The sequence below is a fragment of the Pseudomonas sp. H3_C08 genome (assembly GCF_054669455.1).
The window spans coordinates 47,131-66,626 of record NZ_CP162803.1; the positions used below are offsets into that span (position 1 = coordinate 47,131).

General features: G+C 58.1%; 17 protein-coding genes. 16 read left to right on the forward strand and 1 reads right to left on the reverse strand.

Features of this window, described 5'->3' with window-relative positions; all coding sequences use genetic code 11:
• Positions 1-18: 18 nt before the first annotated feature.
• Positions 19-801 (reverse strand): type I methionyl aminopeptidase, encoded by a 783-nt coding sequence (gene map / locus AB4N74_RS00210; protein ID WP_007908857.1) that lies wholly within the window; start codon positions 799-801, stop codon positions 19-21.
• 373 nt (positions 802-1,174) lie between these two features.
• Here map and rpsB point away from each other — a divergent pair, with 373 nt between their 5' ends.
• The 16 genes from rpsB to dnaE all read left to right on the forward strand — a co-directional run bounded on the left by rpsB (position 1,175) and on the right by dnaE (position 19,393).
• Complete coding sequence (gene rpsB, locus AB4N74_RS00215; protein ID WP_003222119.1) at positions 1,175-1,912, forward strand: 30S ribosomal protein S2; 738 nt, start codon at positions 1,175-1,177, stop codon at positions 1,910-1,912.
• A 192-nt stretch (positions 1,913-2,104) separates the two neighbouring features.
• On the forward strand, positions 2,105-2,968 hold the full coding sequence (gene tsf, locus AB4N74_RS00220; protein WP_093436595.1) for a translation elongation factor Ts: 864 nt from the start codon (positions 2,105-2,107) through the stop codon (positions 2,966-2,968).
• Positions 2,969-3,178: 210 nt separating this feature from the next.
• Positions 3,179-3,922, forward strand: a complete 744-nt coding sequence (pyrH, locus tag AB4N74_RS00225; RefSeq protein WP_003222124.1) for a UMP kinase — start codon at positions 3,179-3,181, stop codon at positions 3,920-3,922.
• Entirely contained in the window at positions 3,919-4,476 is a 558-nt protein-coding gene (gene frr / locus AB4N74_RS00230; protein ID WP_034156333.1) for a ribosome recycling factor, read from the forward strand. Before pyrH ends, frr begins: the two co-directional genes overlap by 4 nt.
• Before the next feature lie 14 nt (positions 4,477-4,490).
• Complete coding sequence (uppS, locus tag AB4N74_RS00235) at positions 4,491-5,246, forward strand: polyprenyl diphosphate synthase (RefSeq protein ID WP_186622028.1); 756 nt, start codon at positions 4,491-4,493, stop codon at positions 5,244-5,246.
• Positions 5,246-6,052 (forward strand): phosphatidate cytidylyltransferase, encoded by an 807-nt coding sequence (locus tag AB4N74_RS00240; protein ID WP_093436592.1) that lies wholly within the window; start codon positions 5,246-5,248, stop codon positions 6,050-6,052. Before uppS ends, AB4N74_RS00240 begins: the two co-directional genes overlap by 1 nt.
• A complete protein-coding gene (gene ispC, locus AB4N74_RS00245; protein ID WP_093436589.1) occupies positions 6,049-7,239 on the forward strand; it encodes a 1-deoxy-D-xylulose-5-phosphate reductoisomerase in 1,191 nt (396 codons plus the stop codon). Before AB4N74_RS00240 ends, ispC begins: the two co-directional genes overlap by 4 nt.
• Before the next feature lie 54 nt (positions 7,240-7,293).
• The gene (rseP, locus tag AB4N74_RS00250) at positions 7,294-8,646 is read left to right on the forward strand and encodes a sigma E protease regulator RseP (RefSeq protein WP_093436586.1); all 1,353 of its coding nucleotides are present in this window, start codon (positions 7,294-7,296) and stop codon (positions 8,644-8,646) included.
• 74 nt (positions 8,647-8,720) lie between these two features.
• Entirely contained in the window at positions 8,721-11,096 is a 2,376-nt protein-coding gene (gene bamA, locus AB4N74_RS00255; RefSeq protein WP_093436583.1) for an outer membrane protein assembly factor BamA, read from the forward strand.
• Positions 11,097-11,141: 45 nt separating this feature from the next.
• Entirely contained in the window at positions 11,142-11,645 is a 504-nt protein-coding gene (locus AB4N74_RS00260; RefSeq protein ID WP_007908849.1) for an OmpH/Skp family outer membrane protein, read from the forward strand.
• Positions 11,646-11,648: 3 nt separating this feature from the next.
• Positions 11,649-12,704: a UDP-3-O-(3-hydroxymyristoyl)glucosamine N-acyltransferase gene (gene lpxD, locus AB4N74_RS00265; RefSeq protein ID WP_099758127.1), complete on the forward strand. Its 1,056-nt coding sequence runs from the start codon at positions 11,649-11,651 to the stop codon at positions 12,702-12,704.
• A 106-nt stretch (positions 12,705-12,810) separates the two neighbouring features.
• Positions 12,811-13,251: a 3-hydroxyacyl-ACP dehydratase FabZ gene (fabZ, locus tag AB4N74_RS00270; RefSeq protein WP_003222142.1), complete on the forward strand. Its 441-nt coding sequence runs from the start codon at positions 12,811-12,813 to the stop codon at positions 13,249-13,251.
• Positions 13,248-14,024, forward strand: coding sequence for an acyl-ACP--UDP-N-acetylglucosamine O-acyltransferase (gene lpxA / locus AB4N74_RS00275; RefSeq protein WP_038357910.1), 777 nt, complete (start codon positions 13,248-13,250; stop codon positions 14,022-14,024). Before fabZ ends, lpxA begins: the two co-directional genes overlap by 4 nt.
• A gap of 2 nt (positions 14,025-14,026) precedes the next feature.
• A complete protein-coding gene (lpxB, locus tag AB4N74_RS00280; RefSeq protein WP_093436576.1) occupies positions 14,027-15,157 on the forward strand; it encodes a lipid-A-disaccharide synthase in 1,131 nt (376 codons plus the stop codon).
• Positions 15,158-15,168: 11 nt separating this feature from the next.
• A complete protein-coding gene (gene rnhB / locus AB4N74_RS00285; protein ID WP_093436573.1) occupies positions 15,169-15,795 on the forward strand; it encodes a ribonuclease HII in 627 nt (208 codons plus the stop codon).
• Positions 15,796-15,871: 76 nt separating this feature from the next.
• The gene (gene dnaE / locus AB4N74_RS00290) at positions 15,872-19,393 is read left to right on the forward strand and encodes a DNA polymerase III subunit alpha (RefSeq protein WP_038357916.1); all 3,522 of its coding nucleotides are present in this window, start codon (positions 15,872-15,874) and stop codon (positions 19,391-19,393) included.
• The last annotated feature ends 103 nt before the right edge of the window (positions 19,394-19,496 follow it).

Below are 19,496 nucleotides of genomic sequence, written 5' to 3' on the forward strand. Positions count from 1 at the left end.
CTGGGAGCGTTGTGTGGATCAGGCCGAGACGCGCGGGATGGTGTCATCGGCGCGCAGGGTGAAGATCTCGTAGCCGGTGTCGGTGACCAGCAGGGTGTGTTCCCACTGTGCCGAGAGCTTGCGGTCCTTGGTGATCGCGGTCCAGCCGTCGCCGAGTACTTTGGTGTCGGCCTTGCCCTGGTTGATCATCGGCTCGATGGTGAAGGTCATGCCGGCCTTCAGTTCCATGCCGGTGCCCGCGCGGCCGTAGTGGAGGATCTGCGGCTCTTCGTGGAAGACCTTGCCGATGCCGTGACCGCAGAACTCGCGAACCACGGAGAAGCCGTTCTTCTCGGCGTGCTTCTGGATCACTTCGCCGATGTCGCCGAGGCGGCAGCCGGGTTTGACGATCTCGATCGCCTTGTACATGCATTCCTGGGTGATCTGCGACAGACGCTCGGCCCAGACCGGCACTTCGCCGACGTGGAACATGCGGCTGGTGTCGCCGTGGTAACCGTCCTTGATCACGGTGACGTCGATATTCAGGGTGTCACCGTTTTTCAGCGGCTTGTCGTTCGGGATGCCATGGCAGACCACATGGTTGATCGAGGTGCAGATCGACTTCGGGTAGCCCTTGTAGTTGAGCGGGGCAGGGATGGCTTGCTGCACGTTGACGATGTAGTCGTGGCAGATCTGGTTCAGCTCATCGGTGGTGACGCCCGGTTTGACATGTTCGGCAATCATTTCCAGCACATCGGCGGCCAGTTTGCCGGCGACGCGCATGCCAGCGATGTCCTCGGGAGTTTTGAGGTTGACGGTCATACAGGCTCTCTCTGCGCTCGGCGGCGCTTGCTGATACGAATAGGGTGGCGAGTGTTCGATTGGCGACCCTGAAAAACGCGATTCTAACAGACGCACGGCGCAATTCAGCGCCCGCGTGCATCGCTTCTCTCTATACAATGGTGCGTTCGGGGCCGATTCCAAGGGGGCTGCGCCCATGTCCTTGGTGCGAATACAGATTCCGGGTTCCGTTTCTGCGCACCCTGTGGTATAAAATGCGCCGCTTTCCGGGGATACCCCGAAAAGCTTAAATCCACACACGTGTCGACACGATGACCTGGGTGCTTTTGGCTTTATGCCACTGGTTGGTCATTGGGATACGTGGAGGCCAAACCCGACTTATTAAGGAACTATCATGTCCCAAGTCAACATGCGCGATATGCTGAAGGCCGGTGTGCACTTCGGTCACCAAACCCGTTACTGGAATCCGAAAATGGGTAAGTACATTTTCGGCGCGCGTAACAAGATTCACATCATCAACCTTGAAAAAACCCTGCCAATGTTCAACGAAGCTCTGACTTTCGTAGAGCGTCTGGCCCAGGGCAAAAACAAGATTCTGTTCGTCGGCACCAAGCGTTCCGCTGGCAAGATCGTTGCTGAAGAAGCAGCACGTTGCGGTTCGCCGTACGTCGATCACCGCTGGTTGGGCGGCATGCTGACCAACTTCAAAACCATTCGTGCTTCCATCAAGCGTCTGCGTGACCTTGAAGTTCAAGCCGAAGACGGTACTTTCGCCAAGCTGACCAAGAAAGAAGCGCTGATGCGCTCCCGTGACCTGGAAAAGCTGGATCGTTCGCTGGGCGGCATCAAGGACATGGGCGGTCTGCCAGACGCACTGTTCGTGATCGACGTTGACCACGAGCGCATCGCGATCACCGAAGCCAACAAGCTGGGCATCCCGGTAATCGGCGTTGTCGACACCAACAGCAGCCCGGAAGGCGTTGACTACATCATCCCAGGCAACGATGACGCAATCCGCGCTATCCAGCTGTACATGGGTTCGATGGCTGACGCGGTGATCCGTGGTCGCAACAATGTTGCTGGCGGCACTGTAGAATTCGCAGCTGAAGAAACTCAGGCTGCAGCTGAGTAATTAACGCCCTGGCGTTGACTCAGTAAGCAAAAAGGGGGCTTGGCCCCCTTTTTGCCACCTCGAAAACCATTTGTCGGCGGCGCAGCTACAGCTCCTGTAACGTGCAGCAGCTACAAGGTGGGGCTCGGGACGAATTGAACGCCCGTTCGATCGGGTGGAATGGTTGAAAACCTATCCAAGAGGAATTTGAAAATGGCAGCAATTACTGCAGCGTTGGTTAAAGAACTGCGCGAGCGTACCGGCGAAGGCATGATGGACTGCAAGAAAGCCCTGGAAAAGGCTGACGGCGACATCGAAAAAGCCATTGATGACATGCGTGCTTCGGGCGCGATCAAGGCTGCGAAAAAGGCTGGCAACGTTGCCGCTGAAGGCGCAATCGCAATCAAGGACGACGGTAAAGCTGCCGTTATCCTGGAAGTGAACTCGCAGACCGACTTCCTGGCCCTGCAAGACGACTTCAAAAACTTCGTTGCTGCCAGCGTTGAAAAAGCCTTCGCTGACAAGCTGACCGACGCTGCTCCGCTGATCGCTTCGCAAGAAGCTGCTCGTGAAGCACTGGTTGCCAAAGTAGGCGAGAACGTCAACATCCGTCGTCTGACCCGTATCGAAGGCGACGTTGTAGGTTCGTACCTGCACGGCAACAAGATCGGTGTTGTTGTGGCTCTGAAAGGCGGTGACGTCGAGCTGGCCAAAGACATCGCGATGCACGTTGCTGCCAGCAACCCTGAGTTCCTGCTGCCTTCGCAAGTTTCGGCTGAAGCGATCGAGCGTGAAAAAGCTGTGTTCCTGCAGCTGAACGAAGAGAAGATCAAAGGCAAGCCAGAAAACATTGTTGAGAACATGGTCAAAGGCCGTATCAGCAAGTTCCTGGCAGAAGCAAGCCTGGTTGAGCAGGCGTTCGTCAAGAACCCTGAAATCAAGGTTGGCGAGCTGGCCAAGAAAGGCGGCGCAGAAATCGTTTCCTTCACTTACTACAAAGTAGGCGAAGGCATCGAGAAGCCGGTCGACAACTTCGCTGAAGAAGTTGCTGCCCAGCTGGCTGCCGCCAAGCAATAAGACGGTTTTTCAACTGTCGCCCGAAAGAGGCTGCCCGCTTACGCGCGCAGCCTCTTTTCAGATGGGGTTGCCAATTTTTAATTGGTTTCCACTTGGAACTGACTTACAAAGCCATGTTCCGATGGCGCTGAAGCAGCGCCAAGCTAGAGTGAACGCCAGCTGTAAACAGCTCGCAAAGAATTTTTAAATACGCCGCAGGAGAGATTCGCAATGGCTCAGCAGGGCAGTGGTTATCAGGCTCGCTATAAACGCATTCTACTCAAGCTTAGCGGCGAGGCCCTGATGGGCTCGGAAGAGTTCGGGATCGATCCAAAAGTGCTGGATCGGATGGCGCTGGAAGTCGGCCAACTGGTCGGCATCGGCGTGCAGGTCGGTCTGGTGATCGGTGGTGGCAACCTGTTCCGTGGCGAAGCGTTGAGCAAAGCCGGTATGGATCGGGTGACAGGTGACCACATGGGCATGCTGGCCACTGTGATGAACGCCCTGGCCATGCGCGACGCGCTGGAGCGTGCCAATATCTCGGCCATCGTGATGTCGGCCATTTCCATGGTGGGCGTGACCGATCACTATGATCGCCGCAAAGCCATGCGCCACCTGAACTCCAAAGACGTGGTGATTTTCGCGGCCGGTACCGGTAATCCGTTCTTCACCACGGATTCGGCAGCCTGCCTGCGTGCAATCGAAATCGATGCCGATGTCGTGCTCAAGGCGACCAAGGTCGATGGCGTCTACACCGCTGACCCGTTCAAAGACCCGCATGCCGAGAAGTTCGATCATCTGACTTATGATGAAGTACTGGATCGCAAGCTGGGTGTGATGGATCTGACCGCTATTTGCCTGTGCCGCGACCACAAGATGCCGCTGCGCGTATTCAACATGAACAAGCCCGGTGCCCTGCTGAACATCGTCCATGGCGGCGCTGAAGGCACCCTGATCGAGGAAGGTCAACAATGATCAACGAAATCAAAAAAGACGCTCAAGAGCGCATGCAGAAATCCCTGGACTCTCTGACCCACGCCTTTGGTCAGATTCGTACCGGCAAGGCTCACCCAAGCATTCTGGGTAGCGTGATGGTGCCGTATTACGGCGCAGACACCTCCATCACTCAAGTGGCGAACATAACCGTTAAGGACTCGCGTACCCTGCAAGTCGTTGCGTTCGAGCGCAACATGCTCGCCGCAGTCGACAAGGCAATCCAGAGCGCTGGCCTGAACCTCAACCCGACCAACCTGGGCGAGTTGTTGCTGATCTCCATGCCGGCCCTGACTGAAGAAACCCGCAAGGGCTTCACCAAGCAGGCGCGCAGTGCTGCCGAAGACGCGCGAGTTGCCGTGCGCAACATTCGTCGTGATGCCTTGGGTGAGCTGAAGAAGCTGGTCAAAGACAAAGAAATCAGCGAAGACGAAGAGCGTCGTGCTGCTGCCGATATTCAGAAAATCACCGACAAGGCTGAAGCTGATATCGACGCGGCTACCAAGCAAAAAGAAGCGGATCTGATGGCCGTATAAGGTTCGAGCTTTTAATGGACAAGACCAAGCAGACTGCGCCGTCCGCGGTGCCGCGCCATGTCGCGATCATCATGGATGGCAACAATCGCTGGGCGAAAAAACGCTTTATGCCGGGTGTCGCCGGGCATAAAGCGGGCGTGGATGCTGTGCGGGCCGTCATCGAGGTGTGCGCCGAGGCCAAGGTCGAGGTGCTCACCCTGTTCGCGTTTTCCAGTGAAAACTGGCAGCGCCCGGCCGATGAAGTCAGTGCCTTGATGGATCTGTTCTTCAAGGCATTGCGTCGTGAGGCCAAGCGCCTCAACGACAACAACATCAGCCTGCGCATCATCGGCGATCGTTCACGCTTTCATCCGGAGCTTCAGGCAGCAATGCGTGAAGCTGAAGCGATGACGGCCGGTGCCGACCGTTTCATCCTGCAGATCGCCGCCAATTACGGCGGTCAGTGGGATATTGCACAGGCTGCCCAGCGTCTGGCGCGTGAAGTCCAGGCCGGGCACCTGCGCCCGGAAGACATCACCCCGGATCTGTTGCAAACCTGTCTGGCGACCGGCGATCTGCCATTGCCGGACCTGTGCATCCGTACCGGTGGCGAACACCGCATCAGCAACTTCTTGCTGTGGCAACTGGCTTACGCCGAGTTGTACTTCTCCGACCTGTTCTGGCCGGACTTCAAACACGATGCCATGCGTAATGCGCTGGCCGATTTCGCTTCGCGCCAGCGTCGCTTCGGTAAAACGAGCGAACAGGTCGAAGCTGGAGCCCGGGTTTAATGCTTAAACAACGAATCATCACTGCGCTGATCCTGCTGCCGATCGCCTTGTGCGGTTTTTTCCTGCTCGAAGGTTCGGGTTTTGCCCTGTTCATCGGTCTGGTCGTGAGTCTGGGCGCCTGGGAATGGGCGCGTCTGGCGGGCTTTACCGCTCAATCGTTCCGCGTCGGGTATGCCGCGGTCGTCGCATTGATGTTGTTCGTCATGTATGTGCTGCCGGGCCTGGCACCTTGGGTGCTGGGGGCTTCGGTGCTCTGGTGGGCGGTGGCGACTTATCTGGTGCTGACATATCCGCGTTCCAGCGAGCATTGGTCCACGGCTGCCACCAAACTGGTCATTGGCTTGCTGATTCTGTTGCCGGCCTGGCAAGGTCTGGTGCAGATCAAGCAGTACCCGCTGGGTAACTGGCTGATCATGGCGGTGATGGTCTTGGTCTGGGGTGCCGATATTGGTGCTTACTTCTCCGGGCGCAAATTCGGCAAGCGCAAGCTCGCCCCGCAAGTCAGTCCGGGGAAAAGCTGGGAAGGCGTGTACGGTGGTCTGGTGCTGAGTCTGCTGATTACCGCCATTGTCGCGTTTGTCCGCGACTGGACCGTCGCCGAGTTGCTTAAAGGCTTGATTGGCGCTGCGCTGATCGTCTTCATCTCCGTGGTTGGCGATCTGACCGAAAGCATGTTCAAGCGTCAGTCCGGTATCAAGGACAGCAGTAATCTGCTGCCCGGTCATGGCGGCGTGCTTGATCGTATCGACAGTCTGACCGCGGCCATTCCGGTATTCGCCGTGCTGCTGTGGATGGCTGCACCGTGAGTCGCCCACAACAGATTACCGTTTTGGGTGCGACGGGCTCGATCGGCCTGAGCACGCTTGATGTCATTGCCCGTCATCCTGAGCGTTATCAGGTTTTCGCGTTGAGTGGTTTCACGCGTTTGAGCGAGCTTTTCGCCTTGTGCGTGCGCCACGTGCCGCAATTCGCTGTGGTGCCCGAGGCAGCTGCCGCGCGCAGTTTACAGGACGATTTGCGTGCCGCCGGTTTGCCGACCCGCGTATTGGTAGGGGAAGAGGGCCTGTGTCAGGTCGCTGCTGCTCCGGAAGTCGATGCGGTGATGGCAGCAATCGTTGGTGCAGCAGGGCTGCGTCCGACCTTGGCGGCCGTTGAAGCAGGCAAGAAGATTCTTCTGGCCAATAAAGAGGCGCTGGTGATGTCCGGCGCCTTGTTCATGCAAGCGGTGCGCAAGAGCGGTTCAGTGCTGCTGCCGATCGACAGTGAACACAACGCGATTTTCCAGTGCATGCCACCGGATTTTGCTCGTGGATTGAGCTCGGTCGGTGTCCGTCGGATTTTACTCACAGCCTCTGGTGGTCCGTTCCGACAGACGCCCATGAGTGAATTGGCGCATGTTTCACCTGATCAGGCGTGTGCGCACCCGAACTGGTCCATGGGGCGTAAGATTTCGGTCGATTCGGCCAGCATGATGAATAAAGGTCTTGAGCTGATCGAGGCTTGTTGGTTGTTCGATGCAAAGCCTTCGCAGGTCGAGGTGGTGATTCACCCGCAGAGCGTGATTCACTCGCTGGTCGATTATGTCGACGGTTCGGTACTGGCGCAGTTGGGCAATCCCGATATGCGTACGCCGATTGCCAATGCCCTGGCCTGGCCGGAGCGCATTGATTCCGGTGTAGCACCACTGGATCTGTTCGCCGTCGCGCGTCTGGATTTCGAGGCGCCGGATGAAGAACGCTTCCCTTGCCTGCGTCTGGCGCGGCAAGCTGCCGAGGCTGGCGACAGCGCTCCGGCGATGCTCAATGCGGCCAATGAAGTGGCGGTGGCGGCGTTTCTCGACGGACGGGTCCGTTACCTGGAAATCGCGAGTATCATCGAGGAAGTCTTGAGCCTCGAGCCGGTTGTTGCATTGGCAGATCTCGAGGCCGTGTTTACGGCTGATGCCAAGGCGCGAGTCCTGGCTGAGCAATGGTTGAAGCGTCACGCTCGATAAAATTTGCAACACAATGGCTACACGCGGCACTGAACAGGATTGCGGAGAAAGTAGATGAGCGCGCTCTATATGATTGCCGGCACCCTGATCGCCTTGGGTGTGCTGGTCACCTTTCACGAATTCGGCCATTTCTGGGTCGCGCGTCGCTGTGGCGTCAAGGTTCTGCGCTTTTCCGTAGGCTTCGGCATGCCGTTGCTGCGCTGGCATGACAAGCAAGGCACCGAATTTGTAATCGCGGCGATACCGTTGGGTGGCTACGTCAAGATGCTCGATGAGCGCGAAGGCGAAGTGCCAGTCGATCAGCTTGACCAGTCATTCAACCGCAAATCCGTGCGTCAGCGTATCGCCATTGTTGCCGCCGGCCCGATTGCCAACTTCCTGTTGGCGTTGGTGTTCTTTTGGGTATTGGCCATGCTCGGCAGCGAGCAGATTCGCCCGGTCATTGGTGCAGTTGAATCCGGCAGTATCGCCGCCACTGCCGGTTTGAACGCTGGTCAGGAAATTGTTGCTGTCGATGGTGAGCCGACTACCGGTTGGGCTGCCGTCAATCTGCAATTGGTCCGGCGCCTTGGTGAAAGCGGTTCCCTGCAGTTGCTGGTGCGCGAACAGGGCACGACTGTCGATTCGCCGCGTGAGCTGAAGCTGGATAACTGGCTCAAAGGCGCAGATGAGCCGGATCCGATCCGCTCCCTGGGGATTCGCCCGTGGCGCCCGGCCTTGCCGCCGGTACTCGCCGAACTTGATCCGAAAGGTCCGGCCCAGGCGGCCGGCTTGAAGACCGGCGATCGTCTGTTGGCGCTCGACGGTCAGGCGTTGAATGACTGGCAGCAAGTGGTTGATACGGTACGTACGCGTCCTGATACCAAAATCATGCTGCGTATCGAGCGCGACAATGCTCAAATCGACGTCCCTGTGACCCTGGCAGCGCGCGGTGAAAGCAAATCGCCCAGCGGATATCTGGGGGCGGGCGTAAAAGCTGTCGACTGGCCACCGGAGATGATCCGCGAGGTCAGTTACGGGCCGTTGGCTGCAATTGGCGAGGGTGCCCGTCGCACTTGGACCATGAGCATTCTGACGCTCGATTCACTGAAGAAAATGCTGTTCGGCGAGCTCTCGGTAAAAAACTTGAGTGGACCGATAACCATTGCTAAAGTGGCGGGCGCTTCTGCCCAGTCGGGCGTCGCTGATTTCCTGAATTTCCTTGCTTATCTGAGTATTAGCCTGGGCGTTCTGAATTTGCTGCCCATTCCTGTACTGGATGGGGGGCATTTGTTGTTTTATCTGATCGAGTGGGCGCGTGGTCGTCCCTTGTCGGATCGGGTGCAAGGTTGGGGGATACAGATCGGTATCAGTTTGGTGGTCGGGGTGATGTTGCTTGCTCTGGTCAACGATCTGGGTCGTCTGTAACGCTTCGCTGAATTGCGAATCTGCCGCATTTTGCGGCAGTTTGTTTATTGCCAGTTGGAATAAGAAAGGACTTCATGAAACGTCTGCTGCTAACTGCGGTTCTCACCGTATTGATGATCGCCGAAGTTCACGCCGAGTCCTTCACTATCTCTGATATTCGCGTCAATGGCCTCCAGCGGGTCTCCGCGGGTAGCGTCTTTGGTGCCTTGCCGTTGAACGTCGGTGAGCAGGCGGATGATCGTCGCCTGGTGGAATCCACTCGTGCGTTGTTCAAAACCGGTTTCTTTCAAGATATCCAGCTGGGCCGCGAAGGCAACGTTCTGGTAATCACGGTCGTTGAACGCCCGTCGGTCGCCAGTATCGAGATCGAAGGCAACAAGGCGATCTCCACTGAAGACTTGATGAAAGGTCTCAAACAGTCCGGTCTGGCCGAAGGCGAGATCTTCCAGCGTGCCACCCTTGAGGGTGTGCGTAACGAACTGCAACGTCAGTACGTCGCGCAAGGTCGCTACTCGGCTACCGTTGATACCGAAGTGGTATCGCAGCCGCGTAACCGCGTGGGCCTGAAGGTGAAGATCAACGAAGGCACCGTTGCGGCCATTCAGCACATCAACGTGGTAGGCAACACGGTTTTCCCCGAGGAAGACCTGACCGACCTGTTCGAGCTGAAAACCACCAACTGGCTGTCGTTCTTCAAGAACGATGACAAGTACGCCCGTGAAAAACTGTCCGGTGACCTGGAGCGTCTGCGTTCCTACTACCTGGACCGTGGCTATATCAACATGGATATCGCTTCGACCCAGGTGTCCATCACCCCGGACAAGAAGCACGTCTACATCACTGTCAACGTCACTGAGGGCGAGAAGTACACCGTTCGTGACGTCAAGCTCAGTGGTGATCTGAAAGTCCCTGAAGATCAGGTCAAGTCCCTGCTGTTGGTGCAGAAGGGGCAGGTGTTCTCGCGCAAGCTGATGACTACCACATCCGAGCTGATCACCCGTCGTCTGGGTAACGAGGGTTACACCTTCGCCAACGTCAACGGCGTACCTCAGCCACACGATGATGATCACACTGTAGACATCCTGTTCGCTGTTGATCCGGGCAAGCGTGCCTACGTCAACCGCATCAATTTCCGTGGCAACACCAAGTCCGAAGACGAAGTGCTGCGTCGTGAAATGCGTCAGATGGAAGGCGGCTGGGCTTCGACTTACCTGATCGACCAGTCTAAAACCCGTCTTGAGCGTCTGGGCTTCTTTAAAGAAGTCAACGTTGAAACCCCGGCTGTTCCGGGTGTCGACGATCAGGTTGACGTGAACTACGCCGTCGAAGAACAGGCTTCCGGTTCGATTACCGCCAGCGTCGGTTTCGCCCAGAGTGCCGGTCTCATCCTTGGTGGTTCGATCACCCAGAACAACTTCCTCGGTACCGGTAACCGCGTCAGCGTTGGCCTGACCCGAAGCGAATACCAGAGCCGCTACAACTTCGGCTACGTTGACCCGTACTGGACCGCCGATGGCGTCAGCCTGGGTTACAACGCGTTCTATCGCACCACTGACTACAAAGACCTCGACGTCGACGTAGCAAGCTATGCGGTAGACAGCCTGGGTGCCGGCGTGAACGTTGGTTACCCGATCAGCGAAACTTCGCGTCTGACCTTCGGCCTGTCCGCTCAACAAGACACGATCAAGACCGGTACCTATACCGTTGACGAAATTTTCGACTTCGTTAACAAGGAAGGCGACAAGTACCTGAACTTCAAGGCGTCGGCCGGCTGGTCCGAATCGACCCTGAACAAAGGCGTGTTGCCGACCCGTGGCCGTTCCCAGAGCCTGACTCTGGAATCCACCATTCCTGGCAGTGACCTGTCGTTCTACAAACTTGATTACCGCGGTCAGCTGTTCCAGCCGATCAGCGAGAACTACACCCTGCGTCTGCACACCGAATTGGGTTATGGCGACGGTTACGGTTCGACCGACGGCTTGCCGTTCTATGAAAACTACTATGCTGGTGGTTTCAACTCGGTTCGTGGCTTCAAGGACAGTACCCTCGGCCCGCGCAGTACGCCGAGCCGTGGTACCAACCCGGGCACGCTGGCTGACCCGGACCAGGATCCACTACCGTTCGGTGGTAACGTCCTGATCCAGGGTGGTGTCGAGGTTCTGTTCCCGCTGCCATTCGTAAAAGACCAGCGTTCCCTGCGCACTTCGGTATTCTGGGATGTGGGTAACGTATTTGACTCGCAGTGCAAGGACACTACCAATGCGAATGGCTCGACGTCGAACACCAAGTGTAACGACATCAGCCTGAGCAACATGGCCAGTTCCGTGGGTGTTGGCGTGACCTGGGTCACCGCACTGGGTCCTCTGAGCTTCGCGCTGGCCATGCCGGTCAAGAAGCCGGATGACGCTGATACTCAAGTGTTCCAATTCTCCCTCGGCCAGACGTTCTAAGCGTCTGACCCAAGATAACGACAATGGATTTTGTAGGAGTGCATCGTGCGTAAGTTGACTCAATTGGTTCTCCTGGCCTCCTTGATGGTGGCAGGCCCGGCATTTGCCGACATGAAAATTGCCGTTCTGAACTATCAGATGGCCTTGCTGGAATCCGACGCGGCGAAGAAATACGCCGTTGATGCCGAGAAGAAGTTCGGTCCGCAACTGACCAAGCTGAAGACGCTGGAAAGCAGCGCCAAGGGCATTCAGGACCGTCTGATGGCCGGTGGCGACAAAATGCAGCAAGGTGAGCGCGAGCGTCTGGAGCTGGAATTCAAGCAAAAGGCCCGTGACTTCCAGTTCCAGTCCAAGGAACTGAACGAAGCCAAAGCCGTTGCCGACCGCGAAATGCTCAAGCAACTGAAGCCGAAACTGGATAGCGCAGTGGAAGAAGTCATCAAGAAAGGTGGTTTTGACCTGGTGTTCGAGCGTGGCGCAGTGATCGATGTCAAGCCTCAGTACGACATCACGCGCCAGGTAATCGAGCGCATGAATCAGCTGAAGTAACCCATGACCGTGACTATCAAGCTCGGCCAGTTGGCCGAGTTCCTCGGCGCCACCCTGCGTGGCGACCCTGAGAAGCAAATTACTGGGCTAGCCACTTTGCAAGAGGCTGGCCCAGCTCAGTTGAGCTTTCTGGCAAATCCTCAATATCGCAAATACCTGACGGGCTCGCAGGCGGCAGCACTGTTGCTCAAAGAGGCCGACGCCGAAGGTTTTGCCGGTAATGCGTTGGTGGTGCCTGATCCTTACCTGGCGTACGCGCGCATCTCCCACCTGTTCGATCCGAAGCCAAAAGCCTCTGCGGGTATCCATCCGTCAGCGGTGATTGCGCCGGACGCGGTGGTTGATCCAAGCGCCAGCATCGGCCCCTTTGTGGTGATCGAAGCCGGTGCGCGAATTGGCGCGCAGGTGACACTGGGCGCACATTGCGTTGTTGGTGCCCGCAGCGAAATCGGTGAAGGCGGCTGGCTCGCCCCACGCGTGACGCTGTATCACGATGTGCGTATCGGCAAGCGTGTGGTGATCCAGTCCGGTGCCGTGCTTGGTGGTGAAGGCTTCGGCTTCGCCAACGAAAAAGGTATCTGGCAGAAGATCGCCCAGATCGGTGGCGTGACCATCGGCGACGATGTCGAGATTGGCGTGAATACCGCCATCGACCGCGGCGCGCTGGCCGATACCGTCATTGGCAATGGCGTGAAGCTCGACAACCAGATCCAGATCGCCCACAACGTTCAGGTCGGTGATCACACTGCCATGGCGGCCTGCGTCGGGATCTCCGGCAGCACCAAAATCGGCAAGCATTGCATGCTGGCCGGCGGTGTTGGCCTGGTGGGCCATATTGATATTTGCGACAACGTTTTCCTGACCGGGATGACCATGGTGACTCACTCGATTACCGAGCCGGGTGCCTATTCTTCCGGCACAGCCATGCAACCGGCGGCCGAATGGCGCAAAAGCGCGGCCCGCATCCGTCAGCTCGATGACATCGCGCGACGTTTGAAACAGCTGGAAAAGCGCGTAGGGGAAGTGACCCCTGACGGCAATGCTTCATCAGATGGCTGATACCATTTCCATATCAAGTGTGCACAGCCTCTAGACTGCCTCCTTGATTTGCTAGAGGAGTGCGCGTCAGTCGCGCTCCCAATCTTTACATAGGCTTCCCCCCGAAATGATGGACATCAACGAGATTCGCGAATACCTGCCTCACCGTTACCCGTTCCTGCTGGTGGATCGGGTGGTGGAACTGGACACTGAAGGCAAGCGCATTCGCGCCTACAAGAATGTCAGCATCAATGAGCCGTTCTTCAATGGTCACTTCCCGGCGCACCCGATCATGCCGGGCGTGCTGATCATCGAAGCGATGGCTCAGGCTGCCGGGATCCTCGGTTTCAAAATGCTTGATGTGAAGCCTGCCGACGGCACGCTGTATTACTTCGTCGGTTCCGACAAGCTGCGCTTCCGCCAGCCAGTATTGCCGGGCGACCAGTTGATCCTCGAAGCCAAGTTCATCAGCTGCAAGCGTCAGATCTGGAAGTTCGAATGCCAGGCTTCGGTCGATGGCAAGCCGGTCTGCTCGGCTGAAATCATCTGTGCGGAACGCAAGCTATGAGTTTGATTGACCCTCGCGCAATCATCGATCCGTCGGCCGTTCTGGCTGATGGCGTCGAGGTCGGCCCGTGGTCGATCATCGGCGCAGGTGTGGAAATCGGCGAGGGTACCGTGATCGGGCCGCATGTAATCCTCAAAGGCCCGACCCGCATCGGCAAGCACAATCGCATCTACCAGTTTTCCTCGGTAGGCGAAGACACGCCTGATCTGAAGTACAAGGGTGAAGAAACCCGCTTGGTGATCGGTGACCACAACGTCATCCGTGAAGGCGTGACCATTCACCGTGGCACCGTGCAAGACCGTTCGGAAACCACGCTGGGCGATCACAACCTGATCATGGCTTATGCCCACATCGGGCATGACAGCGTCATCGGCAATCACTGCATTCTGGTCAACAACACCGCGTTGGCCGGGCATGTGCACGTGGATGACTGGGCGATCCTTTCCGGATTCACCTTGGTTCACCAGTATTGCCACATCGGCGCTCACAGCTTTTCCGGTATGGGCACTGCGATCGGCAAGGACGTTCCTGCGTTCGTCACCGTGTTCGGCAACCCTGCCGAAGCGCGCAGCATGAACTTCGAAGGCATGCGCCGTCGCGGTTTCAGCGAAGACGCGATTCATACCCTGCGTCGCGCTTACAAAACCGTCTATCGCCAAGGTCTGACGGTTGAGCAGGCGCTGGCCGAACTGGCTGAACCTGCTGCGCAATACCCGGAAGTTGCGATATTCCGCGACTCCATCCAGTCGTCGACTCGCGGCATCACGCGCTGATCATGGCCAATCTGCGTATTGCGCTGGTGGCGGGTGAAGCTTCCGGTGACATTCTCGGTGCCGGCCTCATGCGCGCGCTCAAGGCTCAGCATCCGGCGGTCGATTTCATCGGCGTCGGTGGCCCGTTGATGCAGGCTGAAGGCCTGACTTCCTACTTTCCCATGGAGCGCTTGTCGGTCATGGGCCTGGTGGAAGTCCTCGGTCGTTTGCGCGAATTGCTCAAGCGCCGCAAAGACCTGATCGCGACGCTGATCGCCGAGAAGCCGGATGTGTTCATCGGCATCGACGCGCCGGACTTCAACCTCAATATCGAACTCAAGCTGCGTCAGGCCGGGATCAAGACCGTGCATTACGTCAGCCCGTCGGTGTGGGCGTGGCGGCAGAAGCGTGTGCTGAAGATTCGCGAAGGCTGCGACCTGATGCTGACGCTGCTGCCGTTCGAAGCAAAATTTTACGAAGAAAAGGGCGTGCCGGTGCGGTTCGTCGGCCACACGCTGGCCGATACCATTCCGCTGGAAGCTGATCGCGCTGCGGCGCGTGCCGAGCTGGGCCTGCCCGACGGCCCGCTGGTGGCGTTGATGCCCGGCAGTCGCGGCGGCGAAGTCTCCCGTCTGGGCGCGCTGTTCCTCGACACCGCCGAACGTCTGCGTGCGATGCGCCCGGGTTTGCGCTTTGTCATCCCGTGCGCCAACCCTGAACGCCGCGCGCAACTTGAAGAGCTGCTCGCCGGGCGTGATCTGCCGGTGACCTTGCTCGACGGCAAATCCCATCTGGCCCTGGCAGCGTGCAATGCCGTGTTGATTGCCTCCGGCACCGCGACCCTCGAAGCGCTGTTGTACAAGCGGCCGATGGTGGTGGCGTACCGCTTGGCGCCGTTGACGTTCTGGATCCTCAAACGCATGGTCAAGAGCCCGTACGTGTCCTTGCCGAACCTGCTGGCCCAGCGCCTGCTGGTCCCGGAATTGTTGCAGGATGATGCGACAGTCGACGCGTTGGCACAGACCCTGTCGCCACTGATCGAAGGTGGCGAAGAACAGACCCGTGGTTTCGACGAGATCCACCGCACGTTGCGGCTGGATGCCTCCAATCAGGCGGCGGACGCCGTCCTTAATCTGATCGGTCAAACGCGATGAGCAAGACAAGCATGCAGATGGGCCTGGATTTCACCCTGGTCGCCGAAGTTGAAGAGCTGGTGGCCGGCGTTGATGAAGTCGGTCGTGGCCCGTTGTGCGGTGCGGTGGTGACGGCGGCGGTGATCCTCGATCCGAACCGGCCGATCCTCGGTCTCAACGACTCGAAGAAACTCACTGAGGCCAAGCGCGAAAAGCTTTACGACGAAATCATCGAAAAGTCCTTGAGCTGGTGTATTGCGCGCGCCGAAGTGGAAGAAATCGACGAGCTGAACATCTTGCACGCGACCATGCTGGCCATGCAGCGCGCGGTGGCCGGCCTGCACATTCAGCCGAAACTGGCGATGATCGACGGCAACCGCTGCCCGCAACTGCCGATGCGTGCCGAAGCGGTGGTGCAGGGCGACGGCAAGGTGCCGGCGATTGCTGCTGCGTCGATTCTGGCCAAGGTCAGCCGCGACCGTGAAATGGCTGCCTTCGAATTGATCTATCCGGGTTACGGCATCGGCGGCCATAAAGGCTACCCGACGCCCGTTCATCTGGAAGCCTTGTCGCGTCTTGGCCCGACGCCGATTCACCGGCGCTCGTTCGCCCCGGTGCGTCTGGCTTACGAAGCGCTGGAAGGTCTGACGCAGGTTTAGTCGCAAGGCTGATGTTTTGTTCGAGGCCCGGTACAATCCGGGCCTTGTTGTCTCTATGTAACTGGACAGGATCACTATGCCGGCTTCATTCGTTCATCTACGCCTGCACACTGAATACTCCCTGGTCGACGGGCTGGTGCGGATCAAGCCGCTGGTCAAGGCACTGACGGCCATGAACATGCCGGCGGTCGCGGTCACCGACCAGAACAACATGTGTTCCCTGGTCAAATTCTACAAAAACACCATGGGCGCGGGCATCAAGCCGATCTGCGGCGCCGACCTGTGGCTGTCGAACAAGGACCCGGACGCACCGCTGAGCCGGCTCAGCCTGTTGGTGATGAACGCCAAGGGCTATCGCAACCTCACCGAGTTGATCTCGCGCGGCTTCATCGAAGGCCAGCGCAACGGAATGATCATCGTCGAGCGCGAGTGGGTTGCTGAAGCCAACGAAGGCCTGATCATGCTGTCCGCCGCCAAAGAAGGCGAGATCGGCATGGCCATGATCGGCGGCAACCCGGCTGAAGCTGAAGCCTTGGCGCGCGAATGGATGGCGGTATTCCCGGATCGTTTCTATCTGGAAATCCAGCGCACCAATCGCCCTAACGATGAAGAACAGCTGCACGGTGCCGTTGCACTCGCCGACAAGCTCGGCGCGCCGCTGGTGGCGACCAACGATGTGCGTTTCATCAAGCAGGAAGACTTCGCCGCCCACGAAACCCGCGTGTGCATCGGTGAGGGCCGTGCCCTCGACGATCCGCGGCGCTCGAAGAATTATAGCGATCAGCAATACCTGAAAAGCGCCGAGGAAATGATCGAGCTGTTCAGCGATATTCCCGACGCCATCGAAAACACCGTCGAAATCGCCAAGCGCTGCAATATCGAAGTGAAGCTGGGCACTCACTTTTTGCCCAACTTCCCGATTCCCGATGGCATGACCATCGACGAGTATTTCCGCAAAGTCTCCTTCGACGGTCTGGAAGAACGCTTGTCGGTGCTGCTGCCCAAGGACACCACCGAAGACTACGAAGCCAAGCGTCAGGTCTACGTCGACCGGCTGAATTTCGAGCTGGATATCATTATCCAGATGGGTTTCCCCGGTTACTTCCTGATCGTGATGGACTTTATCCAGTGGGCCAAGAACAACGGCGTGCCGGTAGGTCCGGGCCGTGGGTCGGGTGCCGGTTCGTTGGTGGCTTATGTACAGAAGATCACCGACCTCGATCCGCTGGAATACGACCTGCTGTTCGAACGATTCCTTAACCCGGAACGGGTCTCCATGCCCGACTTCGACGTCGACTTCTGCATGGATGGTCGCGACCGCGTTATCGATTATGTGGCCGAAAAATACGGTCGCAACGCGGTAAGCCAGATCATCACCTTCGGTTCCATGGCGGCCAAGGCTGTGGTGCGTGACGTGGCGCGGGTGCAGGGCAAGTCCTACGGCCTGGCGGATCGTCTGTCGAAGATGATTCCGTTCGAAGTCGGCATGACCCTGGAAAAAGCCTACGAGCAGGAAGAAATCCTCCGTGACTTCATCAAGGTTGATGAAGAAGCTGCGGAAATCTGGGAAATGGCGCGCAAGCTCGAAGGCGTTGTGCGTAACGTTGGTAAACACGCCGGTGGTGTGGTTATTGCGCCGACCAAACTGACGGACTTCTCGCCAATCTATTGCGATGAAGCCGGTGACGGTCTGGTGACCCAGTTCGACAAGGACGACGTTGAAGCGGCTGGTCTGGTGAAGTTCGACTTCCTCGGTCTGCGGACCCTGACGATCATCGACTGGGCGCTGAAAACCATTAACCGCGACCGTGCCAAGGTCAACGAGCCGCCGCTGGATATCGCGTTTATCCCGCTGGACGACAAACCGACCTACTCGCTGTTGCAGAAAGCTGAAACCACCGCGGTGTTCCAGCTTGAATCGCGCGGCATGAAAGAGCTGATCAAAAAGCTCAAGCCCGACTGCCTGGAAGACCTGATCGCACTGGTGGCCCTGTTCCGTCCGGGCCCGCTGCAGTCCGGCATGGTGGACGACTTCATCAACCGTAAGCACGGCCGCGCCGAACTGGCGTATCCGCACTCGGATTACCAGTACGAGGGTTTGAAGCCTGTTCTGGCGCCGACTTACGGCATCATCCTGTATCAGGAACAGGTGATGCAGATTGCTCAGGTCATGGCCGGTTACACCCTCGGCGGTGCTGACATGCTCCGTCGGGCGATGGGTAAGAAAAAACCCGAGGAAATGGCCAAGCAGCGCGGCGGTTTCATTGAAGGTTGCGCGACCAACAACATCGACGCCGACCTTGCCGGTAACATTTTCGACCTGGTAGAAAAGTTCGCCGGTTACGGCTTCAACAAATCCCACTCCGCCGCCTACGGCCTGGTCTCGTACCAGACAGCCTGGCTGAAAGCCCACTACCCGGCGCCGTTCATGGCTGCGGTACTTTCTGCGGACATGCACAACACCGACAAGGTCGTGACCTTGATCGAGGAAGTGCGCACGATGAAACTGCGCCTCGATGCGCCGGACGTGAACACTTCGGAGTTCAAGTTCACGGTGAACGACGACGGCCGCATCGTTTACGGCCTGGGCGCGATCAAAGGTGTCGGTGAAGGCCCGGTTGAGGCGATCACCGAGGCGCGTCAGGAAGGTCCGTTCAAGGATCTGTTCGACTTCTGCGCGCGGGTCGACCTCAAGCGCATCAACAAACGTACCCTCGACGGCTTGATCCGCAGCGGTGCGCTGGATCGTCTGGGGCCGTACTTCCATGACGAACAGAAGGCTTATCAGGCCAACATCGACCGCAACCGCGCCGTGCTGCTGGCAGCGATGGAAGAGGCGATCAAGGCGGCCGAGCAGACCGCGCGTACCCACGACTCTGGTCACGCCGACCTGTTTGGCGGGCTGTTTGTCGAGGAAGACGCCGACGTGTATGCGTCGCACCGCAAGGCCAAGGAGCTGACGCTTAAGGAGCGCCTCAAAGGTGAGAAAGACACCTTGGGCCTGTACCTGACCGGTCACCCGATCGACGAATACGAAGGCGAGATCCGCCGTTTCGCCCGTCAGCGCATCATCGACCTGAAGCCGGCGCGCGATACGCAAACCGTGGCGGGGATGATCATTGCCCTGCGGGTGATGAAGAACAAGAAGGGCGACAAGATGGGTTTCATCACCCTCGACGACCGTTCGGGGCGGATTGAGGCGTCGCTGTTTGCCGATGCGTTCCACTCTGCGCAGTCGTTGTTGCAGACCGACGCGATGGTGGTGGTCGAAGGCGAAGTCAGCAACGATGACTTCTCCGGTGGCCTGCGCCTGCGCGTCAAGCGGGTGATGAGCATGGAAGACGCGCGCACCAATCTGGCCGAAAGCCTGCGCCTGAAGCTGCAAACCCAGGATCTGAAAGGCGATCAGCTACGCTGGTTGGGGGATTTGCTCAAGCGTCATCGCGGCGCGTGCCCGATCACCATGGAGTACACCAGTCCGGATGCGAAGACCTTGCTGCAGTTCGGCGAGACCTGGCGGATTGATCCGGCGGATGCGTTGATTCAAGCCCTGCGTGACCAGTTCGGGCGAGACAACGTCTTCCTCCAATACCGTTGACCGGCAAGTGCCATCATGGCGCTTGCCCGCAACCTGAATTTTTAATCTCGACCTCAGCGCGCCTCTCCCTTAAGGTAGGGCGCGAATAGACAACCGGCCGGCC

Bases quoted from the DNA above. Each gene is read 5' to 3' on its own strand.
- map (WP_007908857.1), bottom strand. From the start codon at position 801: ATGACCGTCAACCTCAAAACTCCCGAGGACATCGCTGGCATGCGCGTC.
- rpsB (WP_003222119.1), top strand. From the start codon at position 1,175: ATGTCCCAAGTCAACATGCGCGATATGCTGAAGGCCGGTGTGCACTTC.
- tsf (WP_093436595.1), top strand. From the start codon at position 2,105: ATGGCAGCAATTACTGCAGCGTTGGTTAAAGAACTGCGCGAGCGTACC.
- pyrH (WP_003222124.1), top strand. From the start codon at position 3,179: ATGGCTCAGCAGGGCAGTGGTTATCAGGCTCGCTATAAACGCATTCTA.
- frr (WP_034156333.1), top strand. From the start codon at position 3,919: ATGATCAACGAAATCAAAAAAGACGCTCAAGAGCGCATGCAGAAATCC.
- uppS (WP_186622028.1), top strand. From the start codon at position 4,491: ATGGACAAGACCAAGCAGACTGCGCCGTCCGCGGTGCCGCGCCATGTC.
- AB4N74_RS00240 (WP_093436592.1), top strand. From the start codon at position 5,246: ATGCTTAAACAACGAATCATCACTGCGCTGATCCTGCTGCCGATCGCC.
- rseP (WP_093436586.1), top strand. From the start codon at position 7,294: ATGAGCGCGCTCTATATGATTGCCGGCACCCTGATCGCCTTGGGTGTG.
- bamA (WP_093436583.1), top strand. From the start codon at position 8,721: ATGAAACGTCTGCTGCTAACTGCGGTTCTCACCGTATTGATGATCGCC.
- lpxD (WP_099758127.1), top strand. From the start codon at position 11,649: ATGACCGTGACTATCAAGCTCGGCCAGTTGGCCGAGTTCCTCGGCGCC.
- fabZ (WP_003222142.1), top strand. From the start codon at position 12,811: ATGATGGACATCAACGAGATTCGCGAATACCTGCCTCACCGTTACCCG.
- lpxA (WP_038357910.1), top strand. From the start codon at position 13,248: ATGAGTTTGATTGACCCTCGCGCAATCATCGATCCGTCGGCCGTTCTG.
- lpxB (WP_093436576.1), top strand. From the start codon at position 14,027: ATGGCCAATCTGCGTATTGCGCTGGTGGCGGGTGAAGCTTCCGGTGAC.
- rnhB (WP_093436573.1), top strand. From the start codon at position 15,169: ATGCAGATGGGCCTGGATTTCACCCTGGTCGCCGAAGTTGAAGAGCTG.
- dnaE (WP_038357916.1), top strand. From the start codon at position 15,872: ATGCCGGCTTCATTCGTTCATCTACGCCTGCACACTGAATACTCCCTG.